The 3,732-nt window shown below is 51.8% G+C and carries 3 protein-coding genes and 1 pseudogene; all 4 read right to left on the bottom strand.

Going from position 1 to position 3,732, the window contains the following annotated elements; all coding sequences use genetic code 11:
• Nucleotides 1-779 (bottom strand): annotated as a pseudogene (locus JO226_RS07675) (phosphoglycerol transferase I); the annotation flags it as partial.
• Nucleotides 780-948: 169 nt separating this feature from the next.
• Complete coding sequence (locus JO226_RS07670) at nucleotides 949-1,488, bottom strand: ankyrin repeat domain-containing protein (RefSeq protein WP_293546223.1); 540 nt, start codon at nucleotides 1,486-1,488, stop codon at nucleotides 949-951.
• 68 nt (nucleotides 1,489-1,556) lie between these two features.
• Complete coding sequence (gene katB, locus JO226_RS07665) at nucleotides 1,557-3,104, bottom strand: catalase KatB (protein WP_293546228.1); 1,548 nt, start codon at nucleotides 3,102-3,104, stop codon at nucleotides 1,557-1,559.
• Nucleotides 3,105-3,611: 507 nt separating this feature from the next.
• The coding region (locus JO226_RS07660; RefSeq protein ID WP_293546226.1) for a DUF2501 domain-containing protein at nucleotides 3,612-3,732 on the bottom strand (121 nt) is incomplete at its 5' end.

The following is a 3,732-nucleotide window of genomic DNA, read 5'->3' as shown; positions in this document are numbered from 1 at the left end:
ATAAAGTAGTTTTCATAGCCGGAGTTCTTCAGGATATCGCCAAGGCAGACGTTTTGCGGGAAGAAGCTGGAGACGGAGGCCGACGCGTTGCCCTCAAACGGCGCGAACAGCGGTATGCCGCACTGGGAGGCGACCATCCCGGCAATGGTGTAATCGGTGCCCGGCAGTTGCATGGTGTGGCTGAAATCGACGCTTTCTTCCTTCAGGGCGCCGAGCTCCGGCGTCAGGTTGGGGAAGGCGTCGTTGTCAAAGTAGGTGCGCTCCAGGCTCTCGCCGTAGATATACACCAGGTTGAGCTGCGGGTTGGGGATGGTTTTTGACGGCTCTTTGTAATAGGCAGCGAAATCCGGATCGCCCTCGCGGGACTGCGATTTAACCAGCTCGCTAATCTGGTGAAACGCCGGGCTGGCGTCGACTGACAGCAGCGCCAGGGAGAGCGCCAGCAGGCTGTAACCGAAATGGTGCGGATGATGACGGCGGCGGCGCAGCAGCCAGCCGAGGCCGCCAAACACCAGCATCAGGGCCAGCGTCAGGCCAGCGCCTGGAAGTATGTACTTACTAACACCTGCGCCGGTCAGGCTGTTGGTGAGCGTATACACGACGGCATCATTGATTCCATCGCCCGTGAAGTAATCGCTGGCGTACAGCGTCAGATTCAGGACCACAAACAGCCCTAACACGGTAAGCGTGGCGGCGAACCACCAGGTGTTACGGCCCGCTTTCCAGGCGTAAATGACAACGGAAGCAAGAAACAGAGCGATAGAAATCAACCCAGACACAGCACACCCTCAGAGGCGCCAGCCCTCAGCTGGCAGTTAGTCGTTTTTTCGACCAGACAATGTAATTGCAACGACACTTTGTGGCAATTTTATCGTCTTTTAAGTGTGCCTAAATCCAGAATCGACCTAAAGAGGGAGCGAGGCGTCGGCATGGCGGATAAGGCCGCTATTACTGGCCGTTAATGACCCCTTCCGCCAGAGAGGACACGTTGTTGCCGTTGATATCCGTGGCGTCCATATCCGCACCTTTGGCTTTCAGTTCAGCCAGCAATTCATTTCGCTGGAACAGCGAGGCATACATCGCAGCCGTTTGTCCGGCGTTGTTACGCGTGTCCGGGTTACAGCTGGCTGCAAGTAGTCTGCGGGCGATACGCACTTCGCCTTTAAAGATGGCTCCCATGAGGGCCGTGTTGCCGCGCTTATCGCGTATACAGGGGTCTGCGCCAGCGCCGAGCAATTTTTCAACGACCGTGTTGTGGCCATGATACGCGGCGAGTATCACGGCGGTATAACCCTGGCTATCCTGCGCGTTAAGATTATATTTTCCCGCAATTAACGCATCTATCACGTCGCTGTTGCCCTCACGGGCGGCATTCCACAGGTAATCATCCAGCTGTTGTTTGATCTCTTTTTCCGTGGCGGCATCTGATGCGGGTACTACCGATATCACACCTGCGAACAGGCAGGCTAACCAATACGCGGTTTTCATCACATTGTCCTTGCAGCGAGGGCTTGCCCCCGCACGCGGATAACGCTGCGGGGGCAAGGTATCCCGGTTTAGTCAACGAGGGTGGCGGCTAACTTCTGTACGGTTGCCAGATCGCCTTTTGCAACCTGCGTTAATCGGGTGCCGTACTCGTTGTCGGCTTTGTAGAAATAGGAAAGCATGATGTTTTTACTTTCCGTATCGGTGCCCGCCAACGATGATCCCAGGCTGTTGACTAAATCGTCCTGCTCTTTTTTACTGTAGGAACGATAGAGTTCCCCGGTCTGTTTGAAGTTCTGCTCGCGCTGAATTTTTGTCTGCTGGGTGGTGCCTGTCAGCATTGTCTGGCTGTAACGCGCCGACGTCAGCTCTTCGCGTGGATATAGACGACTGGGTTGGTAATTTACGCCTTTGTCCTGCTGCTTACCGCTGTTCAGACTGCCATCCTGATTAATGTTGTTAACCGGGGAGTGCGGGCGGTTTATTGGCAGGCTTAAACCGTTTGCCCCAATGCGGTAAATCTGGGTATCGGCATAGGCAAACAAACGTCCCTGCAATAATTTATCTTCTGAAGGTTCAATACCGGGCACCAGGTTAGAGGGGGCCATGGCGACTTGCTCTGTTTCCTGGAAGACGTTTTCCGGGTTCTTATTCAGCACCATCTGACCAATTTTCCGTTCTGGAATGCCCGGCCAAATCTTTGTGGGATCCAGGGGATCAAAATCAAACGTCGCCAGGTCCGATGGCTTCAGAACCTGAATATAGAGATCCCATTTGGGGAAATCGCCCCGGTTTATCGCCGTGACCAGATCGTGCGTCATATGGCTATAGTCTTTACCCTGTACCTGCTCAACCTGTTGCGGATCAAGGTTCTTTATCCCTTGCAACGTTTTCCAGTGAAACTTGACGTAATGAACTTCGCCCTTGCTGTTGACCAGTTTGTAGGCATGAACGCTGTTACCGTCCATATTTCTGTAGGAGGCAGGGGTACCTTCGTTAGAGTAAAGCAGCGTTAATGTACGAATTGATTCAGGTACATGGGAGAAGAAATCAAAACGGCGGGCGTCGTCATCGAGATTCGTCCGTGGGTCCGGTTTAAAGGCATGTACCATATCCGGAAATTTAATCGCATCACGAATAAAGAAGGTTGGGAAGTTATTGCCCACCAGATCCCAGTTACCTTCGGATGTATAAAACTTTGTCGCAAAACCACGAGGATCTCGTAGCGTTTCAGGCGAGTGGTTACCGTGAACAACGCTTGAGAATCGGACAAATACCGGGGTTTTCGCGCCAGTCGTGAATACTTTCGCCCTACTCAGGTCGGAGATATCTGCTGTGGCCGTAAATTCACCGTATGCTCCGGTGCCCCGGGCATGTACGACACGTTCAGGAATTCGTTCGCGGTCGAACCTTTGCAATTTTTGTAATAACTGGACATCCTGCAATAGCACCGGACCATTGGCCCCTGCGGTTTGCGAATTTTGGTTATCCCCGACGGGGGCGCCATTATCGCGTGTCAGTGTATCGGCATAGAGCATTGGGCTGATACTGAGTGATGTCAGGATGAACAACAATTTGGTTGGGGTAGTACAGCGAACAATATTGTGGCTATTACTCATATTACTCTCCTCGTCTTTTAGTGGTAAAGGCTTGTCCATGGAGAGATGCCCTTGCAGCACGCGTTTAATTTTTTGCTCAGGACATGCATCCCGCATCCACCCCGTGATAATGCTCTCGTCTGGGGTCAGAATGGGTGGTCAGAAATTGTATTAACAATATCTGGCGTTATGAGTACATCCAATAGTCCATTCACTATCACATTAATAGGCAAAGTATTATGTGACGCCACACTTACCACGCCCCGGTGTTGAAAGAGGGATGACGAGGGTTTATTTATTTTTTTGACAGTGCGTTTTTTCTGTCTGCATCACATATCTGGAAAGAAACAGGGACTGTAAATAAAAAGGAAATCTGCGAGGGATGTTTAATATTACACAGCACCTGGTTCATTATTACATTATTATTGTTTTGCAAAAATGAATAGTTGCGTATTTTTAAATAAAATACCCTTGCGCGTAATGCGTAAAAAAAGAACCCACCCGCGCTGGCGGCGAGTGGGTGCGGGGTCAGGAGAGGAAGCTGGCGCCTTGTTTCAGGACGAGGTCGCAGGCCTTGGTTTTGACCTGCTCCGCCAGCGGCGAATTGCCGATAGCGCTCAGGTTCAACTGCTGGCCGTTCTGGGCATTC

Origin of the sequence: Pluralibacter sp., from assembly GCF_019237635.1 — a bacterium.
In the GTDB taxonomy this organism is placed as follows: domain Bacteria; phylum Pseudomonadota; class Gammaproteobacteria; order Enterobacterales; family Enterobacteriaceae; genus Enterobacter_B.
Note: the sequence above shows the minus strand (reverse complement) of the source record. Positions and strands in the feature narration are given on the sequence as shown.

Excerpts from the sequence above, each read along its gene's own strand:
- JO226_RS07670 (WP_293546223.1), bottom strand. The coding sequence starts at position 1,488 with ATGAAAACCGCGTATTGGTTAGCCTGCCTGTTCGCAGGTGTGATATCG.
- katB (WP_293546228.1), bottom strand. The coding sequence starts at position 3,104 with ATGAGTAATAGCCACAATATTGTTCGCTGTACTACCCCAACCAAATTG.